The organism is Candidatus Liberibacter brunswickensis (assembly GCF_036858155.1).
GTDB classification, from domain to species: Bacteria; Pseudomonadota; Alphaproteobacteria; order Rhizobiales; family Rhizobiaceae; genus Liberibacter; species Liberibacter brunswickensis.
The window spans coordinates 14,570-34,846 of sequence record NZ_JAAEJX010000013.1; the positions used below are offsets into that span (position 1 = coordinate 14,570).

Consider the following 20,277-nt stretch of genomic DNA (forward strand, 5'->3'; position numbering starts at 1 on the left):
ATAAATTATCTTTTTAAGATATTGCATGGTGGATATTGTTTAAAAATGACGATGAATTTGTAGAAAGTTTATTGTAAATTATGTAATAATTAAGACAGATCTTATTAGGTTCATTCGCCAGTGCTATTTTAGATCAGATTCAAGTTTATTGTTACGTACATTAAGTGTTGTTTTTTAAAGCAATTCTATGGGAAATCATTTTGAAAAATAATTTTTTGATTTTGATGATATTTTTTTTCTTGATGGTGTCAAAATCTTTTGCCATTGAGGCTGTTCAGATTTCCTCTGAAGACAGTGTTTTGGATTTGACTCCTGTAACGAAAATTTATGCCAATCAAAGGGAAGATTTCCAATTATTCACAGCAGCAGATATAGATGGCATAAGTAAGCGTATTGAAATTAGTGCATCGAGTGTCAATCATAGAGGAGATTGGGCTGTTTTTGCCTTGGCGAATACATCTGATATTCAGCTTGAGCGTTTAGTTGTTGTTCCTCATTATCGTCTTGTAGGATCACATTTTTTTTGGCCAGATCTTGGATCTCGTCGGATTATTTCCATTACTCCTTCGGAAGGTTTTTCTTTAGATCGTATACCTAATTCTGATTCAGATGTATTTAGAATAACTATTAATCCTAGGGCTATTGTTACGTTTATTATGGAGATCAGTACTCCAAATTTGCCTAAAATCTATCTTTGGAAACCAAATTATTATAAAGATGCAGTAAATTCTTTTACATTATATCAAGGAATAATAATCGGGATTGCGGGTTTATTATCTGTTTTCTTGACTACTTTTTATATGGTTAATAAAAGTTCCATTCTTATTCCTACTTTTGCAATGGCATGGATCGTTTTTGGGTATATTTGTATTGACTTTGGATTTCTTTCTAAGCTTATTGGTTTGCAATCAGGAGAGTTGATAATTTGGCGTGCTTGTTCTGAGGTAGCATTATCTTTTTCTATATTTTTTTTCCTTTTTATTTATCTTAACTTAAGTAGATGGTATTCTAAAGTAAGATACATTAATTTTTTTGCCATTTTATGCTTGGCTGTATTGTTTTTTATATCTTTCTATTATCCAACGATATCAGCTGGTATTGCTAGATTTTCTTTTGCTATCATTTTTTTATTTTACACATTCTGTATTGTTTATCTTGGCATTAGGGGATACAATCGTGCTATTTCATTGATTCCAGCTTGGATTATAATTTTTATGTGGTCTATTGGATCATGGATGGCTATAACAAATCGAGTAGACAATGATATTATACAGCCAGCTCTTGTCGGATGCTTAGTTTTGATCGTTATATTGATAGGTTTTACTGTTATTCAGCATGTGCTAGTAAGGGGAAATTTTTCTCAGGGGATTTTTTCAGATGTAGAACATCAATTTTTAGCAGTGTTGGGATCAGGAGATATTGTATGGGATTGGAATGTAGTAAGCGATAAGGTGATAACTAAACCAGATATAGCTGTTCTACTGGGTTTATCTTCTGGTTCTATGCATGGAGTGATACGCAATTGGTTGCCACATATACATATAGACGATAGAGATAATTTTCGAACTATAATGGATAGTTTCGTGGATTATAGAAGAGGAAAATTAAAACATGAATTTAGGGTTCGTGCAGCAGACAATCAATTTCATTGGATGTCTCTTCGTATTCGACCTATATTAAATCCTAATGGTGATATTCTACGTTGTATTGGAATTATAAATGATATAACGGAACAAAGAAACTTTTTAGAAGGAATTTTATATAATGCATGTAAAGATAATCTGACAGGTATACCAAATAGATTATCTTTTATAGATTCTCTAACGACAATTCTTAATTTATCTGTAGAATATGATAGGTTACGTCCTACTGTGATGGTTATCGATATTGATAGATATAAGCATATTAATGACTCATTTGGTATCGCTATTGGAGATGATATACTTGTTTCTTTAACGAAGAGAATGCGTGAATTATTAAAATCATCTGATATAATTGCACGTTTTTCTGGCAATCGATTTGGTATTATAATTATGTCTGAAAATGATTCTATAAGAATAGAAGATTTTGCTATTGCTATAAAAAAATTCATATCCAATCCTATTCATATTCTAAATCGAGAAATTATGGTTACCGCATCAATTGGTTTTACAAGTTGGACAAGTTCTAAAATTTCTTCATGTGAAATGATAAAAAATGCTGAGTTGGCTATGTATCATGCTAAGCAAAGAGGAGGAAATCGTATAGAGTCATTTCAAGATTCTTTAAAATCTTTTCGATCTGATAAATTGACAATAAAAGAGGATTTGTGTTTTGCGATAGAAAACTATGAACTTTATCTTGTCTATCAGCCTATAATACGTACGGTAGATGAGGAGATTGTAGGTCTTGAAGCTATTGTACAGTGGGATCATCCTAAATTAGGAAGTATTCCTCCTTCTGAATTTATTTCTGTTGCTGAAGAGATAGGAATGATCAAATCTATAAATTTGTTTATGTTAGAACGTATCGCTACAGATATTCTCAGTTGGTGTGATCAAGCAACTATGCCACCAATTTTTATGTTGATCAATGTTGTTAGTAAAGATCTGTTAGATGACGAATTGTGCGAAGATATACAAGCTTTGATTTCTAAGACACTTTGTTCTCCTAGCAGTATTAAGCTATCATTTTCTGAATCTATTGTTATGGATAATCCTGAAAGAAGCAGTTTTTTATTCGAAAAGCTAAAAAAAATAGGACTTAGCTTAACTCTTGATGAATTTGGAACTAAATGTTCACTATTATCATATCTAATACATATTCCATTTGATACTATAAAATTAAATGGAACTTTAATAACTGGTTCTACAGCAAAGCGTATTGCGATGCTACGTTCTCTTATGTCAAGTGCGAAAAACTTAGATACTATAATAATAACAAAGGATATTTATGGAGAGATAGATATAAAAGATCTCGCTAAGATGGGATGTGATTATATCCAAGGGGATAGGATTGCAGCTCCTTTAAGATTTAATCCTATATTAAAGTTATTAAAAGATAGATTACCTCTGGTTAAAAATAATTGAGTAGTTTATTGTAATATATATTTAGTAGTTTTAATATTCTAAAGTAATGTATCTTATCTTTTTAACTTTTATCATCAAAAGGTTTAAGGCTTTTTATTTTATTGTCACGGTCTAATTTTATTTGTTCTATTCTATTTTCTGCAGAGCATAGAAGAGATTCACAATGCAACTTTAGAGCTTCTCCGCGTTCATAAATAGATATGGATTCATCTAATGTTACATCCCCGCGTTCAAGTTTTACAATGATATTTTCAAGTTCGGATACTGCTTCTTCGAAAGGTAAATGAGAAAGATCATCTTTATTGACTATATCGCCCATTATTATTTACTCCATATATTTTTCCCCACAATTGATTATAATATATCTATTTTGTTCAAGATAAATAATAAATAAAAAAAATATATTTATATTTTTCGAAAGTATTATATATATCAATCAAAGTGAGATCTCAAATAATTTACACTATAATAATATCAATAGTTAAAAAGCATTAGGGAAGTGTCTAGGTAATTTCCATGGTGCTACTGCTTTAGATCATATCTATATGAGATTAATTGAACATCGTTCTTTTGTGCAAGCCAAATTTTACTAGCATTTTTGATACGTTGACAACTTTTATGCGAGATAGAAAAAATAGCATTGTGAAAATTTTTTCTTGCTTTTACTTCTACAAAAATAACAAGATTATCGCGACTTGCAATTATATCAATTTCTCCACAGCGATTTCGATAACGTAAGGCTATGATTTTCCATCCTTTTACGATTAAAAATATAGCAGAAAATAATTCAGCAAAAAAACCATATCTTAACGCTTTGCGACGCTTATATGACATTTTTGATCTTTCTACTAAAGTAGATTGATATTATTTCATTTGAATAATACATTGTATTAACAATCAAATTAATTTGTTTATCTGAGCAGATAAAATATATTATTTATTTTTATTTTACGCTACTTAATATAAGTTGTAACAAATTTGAATTATTTATATTGATCATAATAAAATTAGAGAAAATTCTTAAATCATTAATAATTACAATTCCAATAAAATTTCTGTAAATTAATTTACATAAACAATAGTTTTATTTTATGAAAACAAACGCAAAATCATCAATGGAGATAATAAATAGCAATATTTAAACATCATGATGAATTATTCTTGACTCAACTTCTATACAGCTCTTTTCGTACTAAAGCACGTAGTTTGTCAATAGAACATAATTCCCCACACTGTTCATAATACCAAAAGTTCCAACCATTGCAAGTTTCCAGTCCACTTACTTTAGCTCCAACCCGATGAATAGAACCTGCTTCAATTCCTGATACTAAAGTACCATCAGCGCGCACAGTCGCATTTATATCACGTTTAGCATTTGTCAGGACTTGTCCTGGTTTGAGAAGTCCTCTTTCTAAAAGTAAATTAAAAGCAACACGTGGCTCATCTTTCTTACCTTTTAGGACCGTCAATGTAATATCATCTAAAGGTTGAACAGATGCAATTCGTTTAGTTGCAATTTCAATATAATCTTGTTCCATTTCTATACCTATAAAAGATCTTTTAAGTTTTTTTGCAACAGCACCAGTTGTTCCAGATCCGAAAAAAGGATCTAAAATTATATCGCCAGGTTTGGTAGAAGAGATTATAATACGCGATAATAGAGATTCAGGTTTTTGAGTATTGTGCAATTTTTCACCATATTCATTCCGTAAACGTTCTGATCCAGAACAAATTGGAACAAGCCAATCAGAGCGCATTTGAACATCTTCATTAGCTGCTTTTAAGGCATCGTAATTAAAGGTATAGTTTTTTGATTTTGGTGAAGGAGATGCCCAAATAAGAGTTTCATGCGCATTTTGAAATCTTCGACCTTTGAAATTTGGCATTGGATTAGATTTTCTCCATATTATGTCGTTTAATATCCAGAAATTGAGATTCTGTAACATTGTTCCGATACGGAATATATTATGGTACGATCCTATCACCCATAATGTTCCATTAGGTTTTAAAACACGTCTACAAGCTAAAAGCCATGCACGCGTAAAAGCATCATAGGCTTCAAAAGAAGAAAATCGATCCCAATAATCATTTACTGCATTAACTAAAGAATGATCAGGTCGATGTAACTGTTTATTTAATTGGAGATTATAAGGAGGATCTGCGAAAATAAGATCAATTGATTTTGCAGGTAATCTTTCTAATACCGATATACTATTTCCTTTTATTATCTTATCTTTCCATGAACAAATGGAATTTGTATTATCATTGATAGCAAGGCAGTTATTTTGTTTCATAAAGAAATACTTTGATCTGGAGTTAACGTTTATTAATTACGAGAACATGGTTACTGAAGTTAGTTGATAAAGTATTAAGGTAAGTTATTTTTAGTAAATTTTATGTGAAAATATCTATATTATTTTAATTATAGCTGTAATATAATGGAGATATGAGGGGTCTGAATATATCAGGACAATATTTCTTTATTTGTTTATAATGCGATAATTAAATGGTTAAAAGGAAATTTACTTGTCTAGTAGTATTAAATCCGGATAATTATATCGAAATAATTTTTTAGTATTAATATTATATATCACGATATATTAATGGTGAATGGGTTTTGTGTTGATTGATTTTTACAGAAAAAATTCATCATTGTAGAAGTTATCTGTTTCTTTGAAAAATACATTGTTTGGTGTTTTATGAAATATATCTCCACCCGTAATGCTGATTTGAATATTAGCTTTTGCGATGCAATCCTTTCTGGATTATCAGAAGATGGAGGATTGTATATTCCTAAAGATATTCCTCATTTGTCAGAGGAAAATATAAAGTATTTAAGAGGTTTAAGTTACCAAGAAATTGCATTTTTTATTTTTCGTCTTTTTATTGGAGATGAAATTAGCTCTGACAAACTACAAAAAATAGTAAATAGAGCATACATTGGTTTTCGAAATTCAGCAGTTACACCACTTGTTCAGTTAAATACACACGATTTCTTGTTAGAATTATTCCATGGGCCTACTTTGTCATTTAAAGATATAGCAATGCAATTACTAGCAGAATTATTAGATCATATTTTAGAAGAAAGAGATGGCTATATAACAATATTAGGAGCAACTTCTGGAGATACAGGTGCTGCTGCTATCAAAGCTTTTGAAGGTAAGAAAAGAGTTAATATATATATTCTTTTTCCAAAAGGAAAAATTTCTCTCATTCAGCAAAAGCAAATGACTACTTCTAGAGAATCCAATGTTAATATTATAGCTGTTGAAGGTAATTTTGATGATTGTCAAAAAATAGTTAAAAGTTTATTTGCAGATGTTTCTTTCCGTAATTCTATCAATTTATCAGGAATTAATTCCATAAATTGGGCTCGTATTATGGCTCAAATTGTCTATTATTTTGTTTCGTCGGTTGCATTGGGTAGCCCAGATCGGGAGATTTCTTTTAGTGTTCCAACTGGTAACTTTGGTGATATTTTTGCTGGATATATGGCAAAAATAATGGGAGTTCCGATTGATCAGTTAATTATAGCGACTAATGAAAATGATACACTTGTTCGTATGTTGGATACTGGTATATATAAACCCGAAATAGTAAAGGAAACTACATCTCCCGCAATGGATATACAAATATCTTCCAATTTTGAAAGATTGTTATTTGAAATTAGTGGTAGAGACTCTCTTCTTGTAAAAGAAGCGTTTGATTCTCTTGAAAGCAAAAAGCAATTTCGAATTTATCCTGAACATTTACAGAAAATTTCTTGTTTGTTCTCTGCTCAAAGGGCTTCTATGGAAAATGTTGGTGCTATTATTAATTATGTTTTAAAAAGCTCTAATTATCTTGTTGATCCACATACTGCTGTTGGTATTTATGCTTCATTTGCATGTAGAAAAAATTTTTTCACACCAATAGTAACGCTTGCTACAGCACATCCTGCAAAATTCCCTGATGTTGTCAAAGCTACATCTGGTATATTTCCTGATTGTCCTATATCTATGGAACAGATTATGAAAAGATCTGAGAATTTTAACGTTATGATAAATGATATAGATGAAATTAAAGATTTTATAAAAAAAAGAAACATGGAGATTGAAATTGAATCTAAGAATTAGCAAAACTTCTTCTGGAATTACTGTCATAACTGAGGTAATCCCATATGTTAAAAGTGCTTTCGTGGGAGTAAATATACGATCTGGCTCTCGAAATGAAATGAAAGAAGAGCATGGAATGGCTCATTTTTTGGAGCATATGTTGTTCAGAGGAACAACTAAGCGTACATCAAAAGATATTGTAGAAGAAATTGAAACAGTGGGAGGAGACATCAATGCGTATACATCTGTTGAACATACTTGTTATCACGTTCGGCTTTTAAAAGATGATGTTCCTTTAGCTCTTGATATTATAGGAGATATGGTAAGCAATTCTTCATTTAATCCCTCTGATGTAGAACGCGAGAGAAATATAGTTTTAGAAGAAATTGGTATGTCAGAGGACAACCCATGGAGTTTTCTCTATGACCGTTTTTTAGAAGTAGTTTGGAAAGATCAAATTATAGGAAGGGCAATTTTAGGAAAGATAGATACTGTTTCATCTTTTACATCAGAGAAAATATTTTCTTATATATCACGTAATTATACAGCAGATCGAATGTATGTAGTATGTGTTGGAGCCGTTGATCATGACTCCTGTGTGTCTCAGGTTGAGAATTGTTTTAATGTATCTAAAAATGAAAAAATAATAGAGAAATTGAATCCAGCAGTATATATTGGAGGAGAATATATTCAACAAAGAGATCTTGCAGAAGAACATATGATTTTAGGATTCAATGGTTGTGCATATAAATCTCGTGACTTTTATCCAACAAAAATATTAGCATCAATTCTTGGAGGAGGAATGTCTTCAAGGCTTTTTCAAGAAATTAGAGAAAAACGTGGATTGTGTTATTCTATATCAGCACATCATAGTAATTTTTCTGATAATGGAGTTTTTTGTATTACTACGGCTACGGCAAAAGAAAATATTATGGAATTAACATCTGCTATTATTGAAGTAATACATTCTTTAATAAAGAATATAGATCCAAAAGAAATAAACAAGATATGTGCTAAAATACGTGCAAAATTAATCATAAATCAAGAAGATTCCGATTTTCGTGCTTCAGATATTTCAAAACAATTAATGTTTTGTGGTAATATTATGTGCAGTGAAGAAGTAATAGATACTATATCTTCTATTAGATGTGAAGATATTATTAGAGTAGCAAAACAAATATTTAGTACTATGCCGACTCTTGCAATTTTAGGATCTCCAATGGATCATCATCCTACTACTAGTGAAATAGTGCGTAAATTTAAAAATTTATAACTTGTTTTTTAGTAGCTAAGAAAAATTATAAAACTTTTTAATAGGATAGTTATTCCATTATAACAAAATATACATGTGAAGATATTTTAGTGTTCAAATATCTAACTTTCAAAAAAGTTTTGATTTAATTAAATTAGGAGATAAAAAAAAGAAAAAGAAAGTAACGTTACTACTAACATTATAGACGTGCACCATCCGTTAGAGAATATGCTTTTGATAAAAAACCATCTGTTGTCTTCTATTTTTTCTTTTTTTAGAACACCATTATGTATGGTTGATGTTGCACGTCTTGCAGCAGAGATATAATCAGGGATTGTATCGTCATATTCTAAAATCCCATGTTGTATTAACGATACTCTTTCTAATATCTGTTGCATGTCATTAGGAGTATTAAATGCTTTTTCCATTTGTTTTTTGTCATTATCAGTCAAAGAATCTTCTGATTCTAGGTTATTATCGTACAGTTGGTTTTTTATGGCGTCTAGAGAACTATTTGGGGAAATAATAGGATATTGAGTATCATGTGTAGACGATTGTTTGATAACTTTATCCAATTGTATTCCGTTTTCTTTTATTTGTAGAATATCATCTATTTTTTTTATATTAGAAGGATTTTCAAAAGATATCCCACATTCCTTCGGGTAATCACAGTTCGATGATAAAGATGAACCTTCTAATTTTTGAAAAATTTTTACAAGTATTTCATAGATTGTCGTAAAATTCTTTATTGTTTGTTCTGCATGTGCCTTTTGCATTTCTTTACAATATTCATTCATATTATTTTTTAAAATTTGTTCTATATTTTTACTTCTATCGAGAGAGTTCAACATAGATCTAGCTGTTTTATGAGCAGTTTTAACGATATAATCCTCTAGATGAAACGTATTTTGATCAAATTTTGTAGATGTTTGCGTATTTTTTGAAGCATTTTTTAAAATCTCTTTGATATTTGCAATTTGTCTTTCTAAATTGCTTATAATAATATTAGCTTCAGGAATATCTTGCTTTTTTTCTAATTTTAGCATGATATTTTCAACATTATATTCTATATTTTTAAGACGTTTATCTAGTACTCCAACCGATTCTAATCTTTGTTTAATGGGTTTTTTTTGATCTAAAACATCTTTGTGTATATTTTGAACTTTTGTATCAATATTATCTAAGCGTTCTTCAAATTTACTAACAAATTTTTTAGTATAAGATTCTGTATACTTCCCATTTTTTTCAAAAGAATTTTTGATATCAGAAAGTTTAGAATCAAGTGATAATACATCTTTCGAGGATATTTTCTCATTCAAAAGTTTTAGTAATGATAGAAGACTATGAGTATTCCTAACTATAGATAATAGTTTTTGATCAATATTAGGGTTTATGTATTCATTATTTTTTTTATCAAAAGCGCTCTGTATAAAATTCATCTGACATGATAGGTTATTTATCTTATCGTGAAGATTCTTGAAATCTAATTTTCTAAAGTATTGTAGAACATCTTCCCAGTTATTTTTTACGCTTTTTAAAGAACAATCTTTTGCGATACTTTCCATTTTGAAAAGTACTTTTTCAAGTTGAGGATTAGATCCTTTTATTCCAGAAAGAGATATAATTTTGCATAAATCAGCTATACTTTTTGATAACTTAGACATATCAGAGTAAAAAACATCTAAGTCATTATCATATCTCGTTACATCATTTGTATTCTGCGACCCTAGTGTTTTTTGCTGATTAGTATTTACTATAAATATATCTTGTTTTTTGTTTCTTTTGATTTTTTCTTTTATATTATTATGATCATTAGTATGTTGTTTCAAAAAATCAAATAACTTTTTATGATCATTATTTACTTTTTCTTTATCGACATCAACAGTTTGTTGAGAAATTAAATCCAAATCAAGATCGCCAACTTCTGTGTTATCGCCAGAAATTTTTTTTAGTGAGGACCATAAAAGATTTATTTTATCTTTTTGTTCTTTATTTAAAGGTTTATTTTTATTTTCTTCTACAATTCGTTTAATCCAATTTTTAACACGACGAACATCCGTCATGCCTGAATCTTTATCTGATCCTAATTTTTTAGATATAGTATAATTAGGCTGTTTTTTTTTGGATTGTAATCCACTCATCGTATTTTTTTACTCTTAATAACATTCGATGGTAATCTAGGCGTAAAGTAACATAGTTAATAATCTCTCGAACATAGTTAAAAAGTAGTTAACTTATTAAACATTTTTTATATAATCATATTCTGCAAGTAAATATCTCTGTCATTTGTATTACTTATATCTTAATTGATGGTTTATTTTGATTCTCTAAATATGATGTTTTTAAAATAATTTTATTTGGTAATCTGTTTTATAAATAATTGATTCTATGTAGTTAGAAAAATAAGATAATTTTATTAATATTAATTCATAAATTGCCCTATTTAAAAGCCGAAAGATGACATTTAAGTAATTTAAAATATTTGCCTTACCTTAAAAAATCTAAAATCCTTTAATTATTTAGACTAATATCAAATATTATTAACGAAAATATATAAAACAGCAGTATCTAATATTATATTTTATAGGTAATTACCGTAATTATTCTTTTGAAACATACAAAGTATAAATCTAATTTTTGATTGTTATTGTGTAGGCATAGAAACAATATTGTATCCACAATCTACGTAATGAATCTCTCCTGTTACACCATTAGATAGATGAGAAAGTAGATAAAGAGCAGAATTTCCTATATCGTCAAGTGATATTGCTTTTTTTAGAGGGGAGTTATCTTTGCTCCAAGAAGCAATATCACGTCCATTCGAGATACTAGCTCCAGCTAAAGTTCGTACAGGCCCAGCAGAAATAGCATTGACACGTATTTTCATAGATCCATAATCGCATGCTAAATATTTAACCGAAGCTTCAAGGCCAGCTTTAGCAATTCCCATCACGTTATAATTAGGAACCACTCTGCTAGAACCTCCATAAGTAAGTGTAATTGCTGATCCTCCAGAATGCATTAATTTTGCTGCACGTTTTACAACTTCAGTAAAAGAGAAACAAGATATTAACATAGTCCTGATAAAATTATCACGGCTAGTTTCATAATAAGGTCCTTTCAGTTCGCTTTTATCGGAAAAACCTATTGAATGTACTACGAAATCTAACGATTTCCAACGTTCTTCAATTCTCTTGAATAGAAAATCTATGGATGAGAGATCCTCTACGTTACAAGGAATAATAAAATCAGAATTTAAACTTAGTGCAAGAGGTTTTAATCTTTTTTCTACTGCCTCACTTTGATAAGAAAAAGCTAGCTGAGCTCCAGCAGAGTGCAATACCTTAGATATTCCCCAAGCTATGGAATGATCGTTTGCAATTCCCATAACTAAACCACGTTTTCCTTTTAGAATAGTATTCATGTCTATCCTTTATATCTTTGAAAAACTAGGGTTGCATTTGTTCCTCCGAATCCAAAAGAATTAGATAATACTGTATCAATATTTGCATTATCAATTCGTTTTCGAGTTATTGGTATTCCTTCAAACTCAGGATCAATTTCTTCGATATTTTTACTTTCACCAATGAATTTCTCTTGCATCATTATTAATGAATATATTGCTTCTTGTGCTCCTGCTGCCCCTAGAGAATGTCCAGTTAGAGATTTAGTTGATTGTATATATGGGACCTTATCTTTAAATATCTCTTTAATAGCTTCTATTTCTTTTTTATCTCCTATAGGAGTTGAGGTCCCATGAGTATTAATATAGTCTACATGACCATTTACTGAGCTTAGAGCTTGACGCATACATCGAATAGCTCCTTCTCCAGAAGGAGCTACCATATCATAACCATCACAAGTACTACCATACCCTGACAATTCAGCATAAATTTTTGCACCGCGAGCCTTTGCTCTCTCCATCTCTTCTAGAACGATTATTGCTCCTCCTCCAGATATTACAAATCCATCGCGCTTATAATCATATGGTCTGGAAGCAGAGCAGGGATCATGATTAAAATTTGATGACATTGCACCCATTGCATCAAAAAGATTAGACATTGTCCAATCAAGGTCTTCTTGTCCTCCTGCGAACATTATATCCTGTTTTCCAGATTGGATTAATTCCGCTGCATTCCCAATGCAATGTGCAGAAGTAGAACAGGCTGAAGATATAGAATAGCTGGTTCCACGTATTTTAAACCAAGTTGATAAAGTTGCAGATGCTGTAGATGACATCGCCTTGGGAACTGCGAACGGACCTATACGACGGGTATTGCAATTTTCTTGGGTAAGATAAGCAGCTTCAACAATGCATCTAGTAGACGGCCCCCCTGATCCAGCTATTAATCCTGTTCGTTCATTTGTTACTTCAGAAGGTTGCAGGCCAGAATCATCAATTGCTTGCTGCATAGCAATATGTCCCCACATTCCTCCTTGTGATAGGAAGCGAATTGCTTTTCGATCGATCAGTTCTTTTGCATCAATAAGCGGTTTTCCCCATACGTGGCAGCGAAAACCAAATTTAGAAAAATCTTCTGAAAAAGTAATTCCAGACTTAGCCTCTCGCAGTGAAATAGCAACTTCAGAAACATTATTCCCTATGGAAGATACGATTCCCATTCCTGTAACAGCTACCCGTTTCATATCAAGATTTCTTCCTTATCATTTTGCAATAATCTCATTTTCATAAGCTACTTATTATCGACAGTAAGGCAAACTCGTAAATCTTCCGCTTTATATATCTCTTTGCCGTCAACTTTTACCCATCCATCAGCAGATCCGAGAACAACTTTACTTCGTATTATCCTTTTGAATTCTATCCCATATTCAAGCAACTTACAATCTGGTGTTACCATACCTCTAAATTTTATTTTGGAAACAGATATAGCTCTCCCTTTACCAACCTCTCCTAACCATCCTAGGAAAAATCCTGTAAGCTGCCATAAAGCATCTAATCCAAGACATCCAGGCATAACAGGATCGTTTTTAAAGTGGCATTTGAAAAACCATAAGTTTGGATCAATATCCATTTCAGCTCTCACCAATCCTTGATTATAACTTCCGCCAATTTCAGAAATTTTTGTTATGCGATTGAACATTAACATAGGAGGTTGAGGAAGTTGCGCATTGCCTTCACCGAACATCTTTCCTGTTCCACAGTTAAGAATTTCCTCGTAACTATAGCTAGATTTTCTATTTTCCATGATAAAACACTTACCTAAATTTCTCTTTTCTCAGAGAGATGAGATTACATTTTGACCAATAAAGAACTAATTGTATAATTTTTTTAATTTTTGTTAACTGAGACTGACAAATGCATGCACTGATTCTCCTGATAGATTTGAGCTTTCCCTTTCAATTACTAAGAATTCATAAGCCAAAGTTTTAACTTACTCTATATAAAATATTTTTTTCACAAACCTTGCTATACGTGCCGCTTTACGGATATACGATCCGTACTTGAATTGCAACGAGATGCAGTTGATTTTTTATCACGAATTTGAACATAAGTTAAGTGTGCCCTTTTTAAAAAATTTATGTCACAAACGCATATTTGTGTATGATAAAACAATCTTAAATTTAAAATGGAGAAATAGGAATATTTACAATTATAATTTATAAAATAACTACATTAAATGGTGGAGCTAAGCGGGATTGAACCGCTGACCTCTTGCATGCCATGCAAGTGCTCTCCCAACTGAGCTATAGCCCCCTTTCACTAGTGTGATAAGAACACATAACATATACCTTAAAAGAGATCATAATTATAAGATAACTTTTTTATTTAATTATAATTATTTAATGACTTAATCATCTAAATGTAATCTTCGACATGATTAACTTGCTTCTTCATCTTCAGATATGCCTATATCATCAATATCTACTACATCAGAATCAGTACTGCTATCATCTGGTTCAAGGAAATCATCATCTTCAAGGTCAATTTCTTGATCATATTCAATGTCAAGACCACTATCATCATCCTCTTTGTTTATAGAATTATCCTTTCCTTTAGATGCCTTGTGTTCTACAAAGGATTTGCTTTCTATTTCTTCATTAAGATCACAAACCTCATCCTTAACTGTAGAAGAAGTAGGTGTTTCAAAGGTTGAGAGAGGCCAAGAATTGTTCGTATAAGGAGATACGATAATTTTCTTATTTAGATCGTAGAACCTTTTTCCCGTATCAGGGCAGGTTCTTTTAGTTCCAAGTTCTGGTTTTGCCAAGATATAAAATCCTCATGTTTTCTGGCATACATATTACATGTAAGAAAGGTTGAATTTTACTATAAATATTTTAAAAAATCAAGATAAGATGTATATATTGTTACGTGCACTGTTGTAATCTTAATCTATATAATATCCCGTATTGCTATTTTGAAATTGAGTCAAGTGGAAATTTTTGATTTTGATGTCATCTTTTTATAAAAAAAACACGATAAAATCTTCCTATTCATGTAGTCTTAAGGGTACAGTTTCTATTCCAGGAGATAGGTATTTTTCCCATTGTTCTGTTATACTAGGAGGCATTGCTTCAGGTAAGACGCAGATTAGTGGATTGCTTGAAAGCGATGATGTTCTTAATACAATGAAAATGATGAATTATTTAGGTGCTAATTATACAAAGAAAAACAGTAAATGGATTGTTGAAGGAGTTGGTAATGGATGTCTTCTATCCCCAGAGCATCCAATGAATTTTAAAGACTTCTATATTGGATATGAGCTAATTATGGGGGTTGTTGGTGTATATGATTTTCAAACTTTTTTTAAGGGATGTGAAAATATTTCACAAAAGTCAATTAAATCCATCCTGGATCCTTTGCGAAATATGGGGGTTCAAGTGATTCCTATTAAAAGAAATTGTCTGCCTCTATCTTTACATGGGCCAAGAATTCCAAATCCAATCTCTTATAGATCCCCTGTAGCTTCTTCGCAGCTGAAATCAGTCGTTTTATTAGCAGGACTCAATACTCCTGGCATAACAGAGATTGTCGAGCCAGTTAAGACTCATGATCATATAGAAAATATACTAAAGGAATTTGGAGTAGATTTGTTGGTAACCACTGACATAAATGAAAATTATTCAGTTCGAATAGAAGGAAGAAAAAGTATTTCGGGATGTAATTTAAAGGTGCCTGGAGATCCTTCTTTTGCCTTGTTTGTATTATCTGCAGCTTTGTTGATTGCCGAATCTAATATAAAAATTTTACGTGTATCAATTAATCCATTGCGTGTTGGATTAATTAATATTTTACAAGAAATGGGAGCTAATATTAGCTTTTCAAATATTCGCATTGAAAGCGGTGAAAATATAGCTGATATTCAAGTGCGTTCTTCCAAGCTTAGAGGAATCTCTATATCTAAGAGTCGTATACGATCTATAATAGACGAATGTCCTATTTTAATGGTGATTTCTGCCTTTGCTGAAGGAAAAACTATTATGAATGGATTGGAGGATTTGATGAGATCAAATCAGTTTTTTGCTATTCTTGAATGCCTTCAGGTTAATAATATTAAATATGAAAAAGGAAAAGATCATTTTGTGATTATAGGTGCCCCTAGTGGAAGTGGATTGGGATCTAGTTCAGGGCATATGGTTCAATCTAAGTTTGGTTATAATATAGCTATGAGTTTTCTTATTATGGGATTTGCATCAGAGTATTCGGTTTTAGTTGATGATTGCTATGAGATATCTGCTGTTTTCCCGGATTTTATAAATTTAATGCAGGGATTAGGTGCTAGAATCGAATGGATAGTTTAAAACAAAATAATAATATAGTTATTGCCGTTGATGGCACTTCTGCTTCTGGGAAAGGGGTTTTGTCTCGTTTTATTGCTAATGAATATGAATTTCATTATCTTGATACTGGATTAATTTATCGAGCTGTAGCGAAAAATATTTTAAATTCGGGGATATCATTGAATGATGAAGAGGCTGTAACAAAGATAGCACAGAACATAATGCTTTCTGATCTGGATAAAAAACAACTTTCATTTCATGTTATTGCTAACGCGGCTTCACAAATAGCGTCCTTCTCTTCTGTTCGTAATGCGTTAATTAATATTCAAAGGTCTTTTTCGCATAAGAATCCAGGTGCAATTCTAGATGGAAGGGATATTGGGACAATTGTTTGCCCTAATGCTAATATAAAATTTTACGTAACAGCTTCCTTAGAGGTTAGGGCATGGAGGCGTTATAACGAAATGGTTTCCAATGGAGAAAAAGCTGATTATAAGAATGTCTTTGAGGATTTACGTAAACGTGATAATCAAGATAAAAATCGCAAGTATTGTCCACTTATAAGAGATAAAGATGCCTTTTTTTTTGATACTTCAAATATGAATATAAGCACCATGTGTAAAGTTGCAAAAGGATTTGTTGACACAAAGCTTTACAGCAGGTAAAAGTTCTTATCTGTTTTTCTTTTTTCTTTGACTGATCTAGGTTTTTTATTATCATATTATATGATCTCGAGTTATTATGGGAAATAGGTTACGTTTATTTATTTATTTATTTTATTTCTATCAGGAGTATAAATGTCTTTTACCAGTCCGTCCCGCGAGGATTTTGCCGCCCTTCTTGAGGAGAGCTTTTCTAAGAAGGATCTTGCTGAGAATTGTGTAACTAAGGGTAAAGTCGTTGCCTTAGAGAAAGATATCGTGGTTGTCGATGTAGGGCTTAAATTTGAGGGACGTATTCCCCTTAGAGAGTTCATGGGCAAAGGACAAGAATCTTCTGTCAAAATTGGTGATGAAGTTGAAGTATATGTTGAACGTACTGAGAATGCTTTTGGAGAAGCGGTATTTTCTCGAGATAGAGCTCTGCGTGAAGGAGTATGGGAAAAGATAGAAGCTAAATTTGCTGCAGGAGAGAGGATAGAAGGGGTTATATTTAACCAGGTTAAGGGTGGTTTGACTGTTGACCTCAACGGTGAAATTGCGTTTTTACCTAGGTCACAGATAGACATGCGCCCTATAAGGGATGTTACACCTCTTATGCACGAGCCCCAGCTTTTTGAGATTTTGAAAATGGATAAAAGACGTGGCAACATTGTTGTTTCTCGTCGTGCTGTTTTGGAAGAGTCTCGTGCTGAACAACGTTCTGAAATAGTTCAGAAACTTGAAGAAGGGCAGATAATTGAAGGTATCGTAAAGAATATTACGGATTATGGTGCATTTGTAGATTTGTCTGGAGTCGATGGTTTATTGCATGTTACTGATATAGCATGGCATCGTATTCAGCATCCTTCTAAGGTTTTGAGTATAGGTCAACAGGTAAAGGTAAAGATCATACGAATAAATCAGGATACCCATAGAATATCTCTTGGGATGAAACAACTAGAGAAGAATCCTTGGGATGACATCAAAGATAGATATGTTGAAGAAAGTAAAGTTTCGGGTATTGTTACGAATATTACAGATTATGGAGCGTTCGTTGAATTAGAGGCTGGTATTGAAGGATTGGCTCATATTTCTGAAATATCATGGACTAAAAAGAACATTCATCCTAGTAAGATTCTTTCTGTTGGACAAAAGATAGAAGTTGTTATTTTAGAGGTTAATCCTGTCAGGAAACGTATTTCTCTGGGATTAAAACAAGCTCTTGTTAATCCGTGGGAGGCTTTTTATAAAAGTCATCCACCTGGTACAGAAGTTGAAGGTGAAATTAAGAATAAAACTGAGTTTGGGTTGTTTATTGGTTTAGACGATAATTTAGATGGTATGGTACATCTTTCTGATCTTGATTGGAAGCGTCCAGGAGAAAAAGTTATTGGTGAGTATTCCAAAGGAGATGTGGTCAAGGCTGTTGTTCTAGATGTCGATGTTGAAAAAGAGCGTATATCTTTAGGGGTGAAACAACTTAGTGGTTCTGCTCCAGATATTACTGATTCTATTAGTAATTTAAGGAAGAATGCCGTTGTATCTTGTGAAGTAGTTGCTGTTAATGAAGGTGGTATAGAAGTTTCCCTTATTGATTATAAGGGTGTCAATTCCTTTATACGTCGTTCTGATTTATCTCGTGATCGTGTAGATCAGGATCCAGGACGTTTTTCCAAAGGACAAATAGTAGATGCTCGCGTTGTAAACGTTTCTAAGAAAGATAGCAAGGTATCTTTATCTATAAAAGCTTTAGAAATAGCAGAGGAAAGAGGTGCTATTGCTCAATTTGGTTCTTCTGATTCAGGTGCTTCTCTAGGTGATATATTAGGTATAGCTTTCAAGAATCGTAATGCTGACTCCGAAGATTCTAAAGATGATTAAGAAACCATTTTCGTAGCAGATTTATGTTGATTAGAAGGTTTTTTGTGGGTGTTAATGTTAATATTAAAGTAGTCGCTTTCTCTATATGAGTTTAGGTCTCTTTCAATAATAGGACAGATGGCCGAGTGGTCTAAGGTGCACGCCTGGAACGCGTGTATATGTGAAAGCGTATCGAGGGTTCGAATCCCTCTCTGTCCGCCAATATACCGTAAAATCAATAGTTTAGACCCAAAGTAAGACCAAACTTAAGATATGAAGAATCAAAGGGTTACGAAACGCTGGGTCCTACCTTTTATACATTATCCGCTATCATCTTAGCGGTTTTATAAGCTAGTTTTTTGGCATTGACTTCTCTTGTGTATAACTCTGCCATGTCTGTTTTTGACCATCCATACATAGCCATAAGTTCATGCGGGCTAGCCCCCGCATTAGCTGCTATCGTTGCTCCCGCTTTTCTTAATCCATGTGCTCTGCATTTATCTGGTAACCCCGCTTCTTTGCATCTATCTCTAAACCAATTGCCGAAAGATCCTGAAGAAGAAAAAGGCTTCCCATGGGCTGTAAGCAAAAAAGTTTTACCATCTTTACCGACCGCATCTAGGCACTTTTGCAATGATTTAAAAATAGGAATATGAACCATTTTTCCTGTTTTTTGCGTGCGAATGGATAAAACGCTGTTAGCTACATTACTTTTCCCAATTCTTATAACATCACATCTACGTAATCCTAGAAATAACATCAATTCTAATGCTAATCTTGCTCTTGTATTGATCGGATAAAATTGGCGGTAGATTTCGACCTGATCAACTGTCCATGTATGATTCCTGTTGTGCGTATGGAAGGTCGTTGTACCCCTATAATAGGATTTGTTTTAATGAATTCACACGTTTCAGCCCATCGGAATATAGGAGAAATAGCTTTTAAAAACGATATAGCCACTGAGGGCTTATTTGATCTTCGATCTATTGCGTTTTGCATATGTCTACGTGTTATTTTTGCAAAAGGTATATCCCCCGAATCTTTAATAATATGATAGAAGATATTATCCCTAACTTTTTTAGTGTTAGGATTTAACGATTGGAAATGCCCACTTAACCTATATTGATTAATAAGCCATTCAAGCGTACCTTGCTTATTATCACTCCTTTTGCTCTTCAAACGACCCGCAAGAGCATCTGCGTACGCCTCCATAAACTCTTTAGTTCCGTAAATGTCAGGAAGTCGTATTCGTTTACCTTCTTTTTTAAATACCATACTTTCCTCCCATGTCTTGTCGTTTCATGGGACAGATAAGGATACCGCCGTCTTTCCATAGTCAAATTTGAAAATCTTGATATGGATCAAGTGGCTCGGAGGGATACATATCTCCCTTTGAATCAAACTCAGGGTATATGCGTAGGCATCTTCCATCTTCGGTAAACTCAATCATGACGTTTTTTTCACGGGCAACCATGGCTAATTTATTAATATCTTTTTTGCTAATACCCATATCATTTCCTCTTTTTTTGATTAACAATGTCTCTAATCTGACAGAGTTGTTGACAAGAAGATGTTAGATCTTCATTGATAATTTTGAAGGTATACCCTCTATTTTTCCC

At 32.2% G+C, this 20,277-nt stretch carries 17 protein-coding genes and 2 tRNA genes; 7 read left to right on the top strand and 12 right to left on the bottom strand.

From position 1 onward, the window contains the following. The first annotated feature begins 224 nt into the window (after positions 1 to 224). Complete coding sequence (locus tag GY664_RS04315) at positions 225 to 3,068, top strand: EAL domain-containing protein (RefSeq protein WP_408612137.1); 2,844 nt, start codon at positions 225 to 227, stop codon at positions 3,066 to 3,068. A 61-nt stretch (positions 3,069 to 3,129) separates the two neighbouring features. On the opposite strand, the gene GY664_RS04320 is transcribed toward GY664_RS04315, so the two are convergent. The 3 genes from GY664_RS04320 to GY664_RS04330 all read right to left on the bottom strand — a co-directional run bounded on the left by GY664_RS04320 (position 3,130) and on the right by GY664_RS04330 (position 5,362). After that, the gene (locus GY664_RS04320; RefSeq protein ID WP_333948249.1) at positions 3,130 to 3,387 is read right to left on the bottom strand and encodes an exodeoxyribonuclease VII small subunit; all 258 of its coding nucleotides are present in this window, start codon (positions 3,385 to 3,387) and stop codon (positions 3,130 to 3,132) included. 203 nt (positions 3,388 to 3,590) lie between these two features. Next, complete coding sequence (locus GY664_RS04325; RefSeq protein ID WP_333948250.1) at positions 3,591 to 3,902, bottom strand: YraN family protein; 312 nt, start codon at positions 3,900 to 3,902, stop codon at positions 3,591 to 3,593. A 332-nt stretch (positions 3,903 to 4,234) separates the two neighbouring features. Beyond that, a complete protein-coding gene (locus GY664_RS04330; protein WP_333948251.1) occupies positions 4,235 to 5,362 on the bottom strand; it encodes a site-specific DNA-methyltransferase in 1,128 nt (375 codons plus the stop codon). Positions 5,363 to 5,767: 405 nt separating this feature from the next. On the opposite strand from GY664_RS04330, the gene thrC reads away from it, so the two are divergent. Both thrC and GY664_RS04340 read left to right on the top strand, forming a co-directional pair. After that, entirely contained in the window at positions 5,768 to 7,183 is a 1,416-nt protein-coding gene (gene thrC, locus GY664_RS04335) for a threonine synthase (RefSeq protein ID WP_333948252.1), read from the top strand. Next, on the top strand, positions 7,167 to 8,435 hold the full coding sequence (locus GY664_RS04340; RefSeq protein WP_333948253.1) for a M16 family metallopeptidase: 1,269 nt from the start codon (positions 7,167 to 7,169) through the stop codon (positions 8,433 to 8,435). Before thrC ends, GY664_RS04340 begins: the two co-directional genes overlap by 17 nt. 128 nt (positions 8,436 to 8,563) lie before the next feature. On the opposite strand, the gene GY664_RS04345 is transcribed toward GY664_RS04340, so the two are convergent. The 6 genes from GY664_RS04345 to GY664_RS04370 form a co-directional block, all read right to left on the bottom strand. Then, the gene (locus GY664_RS04345; protein WP_333948254.1) at positions 8,564 to 10,555 is read right to left on the bottom strand and encodes a peptidoglycan-binding protein; all 1,992 of its coding nucleotides are present in this window, start codon (positions 10,553 to 10,555) and stop codon (positions 8,564 to 8,566) included. A gap of 503 nt (positions 10,556 to 11,058) precedes the next feature. After that, on the bottom strand, positions 11,059 to 11,838 hold the full coding sequence (gene fabI, locus GY664_RS04350; RefSeq protein WP_333948255.1) for an enoyl-ACP reductase FabI: 780 nt from the start codon (positions 11,836 to 11,838) through the stop codon (positions 11,059 to 11,061). Between the two features lie 2 nt (positions 11,839 to 11,840). Further along, entirely contained in the window at positions 11,841 to 13,061 is a 1,221-nt protein-coding gene (gene fabB / locus GY664_RS04355; protein ID WP_333948256.1) for a beta-ketoacyl-ACP synthase I, read from the bottom strand. Positions 13,062 to 13,108: 47 nt separating this feature from the next. Beyond that, entirely contained in the window at positions 13,109 to 13,621 is a 513-nt protein-coding gene (gene fabA, locus GY664_RS04360) for a 3-hydroxyacyl-[acyl-carrier-protein] dehydratase FabA (protein ID WP_333948257.1), read from the bottom strand. A gap of 433 nt (positions 13,622 to 14,054) precedes the next feature. Continuing rightward, positions 14,055 to 14,130 (bottom strand) — tRNA-Ala (locus tag GY664_RS04365). 124 nt (positions 14,131 to 14,254) lie between these two features. After that, a complete protein-coding gene (locus GY664_RS04370) occupies positions 14,255 to 14,644 on the bottom strand; it encodes a TIGR02300 family protein (RefSeq protein ID WP_333948258.1) in 390 nt (129 codons plus the stop codon). Between the two features lie 184 nt (positions 14,645 to 14,828). Here GY664_RS04370 and GY664_RS04375 point away from each other — a divergent pair, with 184 nt between their 5' ends. The 4 genes from GY664_RS04375 to GY664_RS04390 all read left to right on the top strand — a co-directional run bounded on the left by GY664_RS04375 (position 14,829) and on the right by GY664_RS04390 (position 18,880). Continuing rightward, entirely contained in the window at positions 14,829 to 16,178 is a 1,350-nt protein-coding gene (locus tag GY664_RS04375; RefSeq protein ID WP_333948259.1) for a 3-phosphoshikimate 1-carboxyvinyltransferase, read from the top strand. Next, the gene (cmk, locus tag GY664_RS04380; protein WP_333948261.1) at positions 16,166 to 16,822 is read left to right on the top strand and encodes a (d)CMP kinase; all 657 of its coding nucleotides are present in this window, start codon (positions 16,166 to 16,168) and stop codon (positions 16,820 to 16,822) included. Before GY664_RS04375 ends, cmk begins: the two co-directional genes overlap by 13 nt. 132 nt (positions 16,823 to 16,954) lie before the next feature. Continuing rightward, complete coding sequence (gene rpsA / locus GY664_RS04385; protein WP_333948262.1) at positions 16,955 to 18,679, top strand: 30S ribosomal protein S1; 1,725 nt, start codon at positions 16,955 to 16,957, stop codon at positions 18,677 to 18,679. A gap of 111 nt (positions 18,680 to 18,790) precedes the next feature. Then, positions 18,791 to 18,880 (top strand) — tRNA-Ser (locus tag GY664_RS04390). Between the two features lie 91 nt (positions 18,881 to 18,971). On the opposite strand, the gene GY664_RS04395 is transcribed toward GY664_RS04390, so the two are convergent. The 3 genes from GY664_RS04395 to GY664_RS04405 form a co-directional block, all read right to left on the bottom strand. Further along, complete coding sequence (locus GY664_RS04395) at positions 18,972 to 19,418, bottom strand: tyrosine-type recombinase/integrase (protein ID WP_333948263.1); 447 nt, start codon at positions 19,416 to 19,418, stop codon at positions 18,972 to 18,974. A gap of 11 nt (positions 19,419 to 19,429) precedes the next feature. Continuing rightward, a complete protein-coding gene (locus tag GY664_RS04400; RefSeq protein ID WP_333948264.1) occupies positions 19,430 to 19,933 on the bottom strand; it encodes a hypothetical protein in 504 nt (167 codons plus the stop codon). 61 nt (positions 19,934 to 19,994) lie between these two features. Continuing rightward, on the bottom strand, positions 19,995 to 20,168 hold the full coding sequence (locus GY664_RS04405) for a hypothetical protein (RefSeq protein WP_333948265.1): 174 nt from the start codon (positions 20,166 to 20,168) through the stop codon (positions 19,995 to 19,997). Positions 20,169 to 20,277 lie beyond the last annotated feature (109 nt).

What these genes read in the sequence shown, in the direction of transcription:
- GY664_RS04395 (WP_333948263.1), bottom strand. Translation starts at nt 19,418, where the DNA reads ATGTTATTTCTAGGATTACGTAGATGTGATGTTATAAGAATTGGGAAA.
- fabB (WP_333948256.1), bottom strand. Translation starts at nt 13,061, where the DNA reads ATGAAACGGGTAGCTGTTACAGGAATGGGAATCGTATCTTCCATAGGG.
- GY664_RS04315 (WP_408612137.1), top strand. Translation starts at nt 225, where the DNA reads ATGATATTTTTTTTCTTGATGGTGTCAAAATCTTTTGCCATTGAGGCT.
- GY664_RS04320 (WP_333948249.1), bottom strand. Translation starts at nt 3,387, where the DNA reads ATGGGCGATATAGTCAATAAAGATGATCTTTCTCATTTACCTTTCGAA.
- GY664_RS04345 (WP_333948254.1), bottom strand. Translation starts at nt 10,555, where the DNA reads ATGAGTGGATTACAATCCAAAAAAAAACAGCCTAATTATACTATATCT.
- GY664_RS04325 (WP_333948250.1), bottom strand. Translation starts at nt 3,902, where the DNA reads ATGTCATATAAGCGTCGCAAAGCGTTAAGATATGGTTTTTTTGCTGAA.
- cmk (WP_333948261.1), top strand. Translation starts at nt 16,166, where the DNA reads ATGGATAGTTTAAAACAAAATAATAATATAGTTATTGCCGTTGATGGC.
- GY664_RS04400 (WP_333948264.1), bottom strand. Translation starts at nt 19,933, where the DNA reads ATGGTATTTAAAAAAGAAGGTAAACGAATACGACTTCCTGACATTTAC.
- GY664_RS04330 (WP_333948251.1), bottom strand. Translation starts at nt 5,362, where the DNA reads ATGAAACAAAATAACTGCCTTGCTATCAATGATAATACAAATTCCATT.
- fabI (WP_333948255.1), bottom strand. Translation starts at nt 11,838, where the DNA reads ATGAATACTATTCTAAAAGGAAAACGTGGTTTAGTTATGGGAATTGCA.
- rpsA (WP_333948262.1), top strand. Translation starts at nt 16,955, where the DNA reads ATGTCTTTTACCAGTCCGTCCCGCGAGGATTTTGCCGCCCTTCTTGAG.
- GY664_RS04405 (WP_333948265.1), bottom strand. Translation starts at nt 20,168, where the DNA reads ATGGGTATTAGCAAAAAAGATATTAATAAATTAGCCATGGTTGCCCGT.
- thrC (WP_333948252.1), top strand. Translation starts at nt 5,768, where the DNA reads ATGAAATATATCTCCACCCGTAATGCTGATTTGAATATTAGCTTTTGC.
- GY664_RS04375 (WP_333948259.1), top strand. Translation starts at nt 14,829, where the DNA reads ATGTCATCTTTTTATAAAAAAAACACGATAAAATCTTCCTATTCATGT.
- fabA (WP_333948257.1), bottom strand. Translation starts at nt 13,621, where the DNA reads ATGGAAAATAGAAAATCTAGCTATAGTTACGAGGAAATTCTTAACTGT.